Raw genomic sequence first — 846 nt, 5'->3', positions numbered from 1 at the left:
TCGTCGGCGTGTCGCGGGCCTGCGATCTGCATTCCGACGGGGAGCCCGTCGACGACGCCGGCCGGGACCGAGGCTGCCGGCTGCCCGGTGAGGTTGAACGGTTGCGTGAGCACCCAGCCGCGGAACGGTTCGATCTCGACGCCGTCTACCTCCTCGGGTTCCTCACCGTGCGGGAACGGCGTCGTCCCGCACGTCGCCGTCGCGAGCAGATCGTACTCCGCAAAGAGATCCACCAGCCCGTCGAGGACGTGCGTCCGCACCACGTCCGCGCGCTTGTACTCCCGCGTGGTCGGCTCCTCGGCGTCCATGATGAGGTCGACGAGGTACGGCCGCAGGCGGTCGCGGTCCTCGCCTCGCGGGTCGAACCCCTCGTCCTCGAGGGTGTCCAGCAGCGACCCCCATCGGACGGTCGCCATCGTGTAGTAGGCGTCCAGTATCTCCTCGTTGTCGTGTCCCAGATCGGGGTCGACCGCGTCGACGGTCGCGCCGGCGCGCTCGAGCGCCGAGACGGCGTCCTCGAGGACCTCGCGAACGGCGGGTTCGACGGGATAGATCCCCATATCGGGACTGTAGGCGATCGTCAGTTCGTCGACGGGACGGTCGACCGCGGCGCGGTACTCGCCCTGCTTCGGGACCGAGAACGGGTCTCGTGGGTGGGCCCCCGCCATCACGTCCAGCGACAGCGCCGCGTCTTCGACCGTCCGGGCCAGCGGCCCGTTCGTGGAGAACGGCGTGTGACCGGCGAACGCGTTCGGCCGGCTGACGTTCGGAATTACGCCCTGCGTGGGTTTGAGTCCGTAGACGCCACAGAAGCTCGCCGGAACCCGAACCGAGCCGCCGGCGTCG

Annotated in this window: 1 protein-coding gene; it reads right to left on the bottom strand. The window is 69.7% G+C overall.

The features are described from left to right. Positions 1-846 (bottom strand): amidase (locus tag PGX04_RS29820; protein ID WP_273741805.1); only part of this gene is annotated, 846 nt, incomplete at both ends.

This window comes from Natrinema soli (assembly GCF_028618695.1).
The sequence above is the reverse complement of the archived record's forward strand: the minus strand, read 5'-3'. Positions and strand labels throughout refer to the sequence as shown.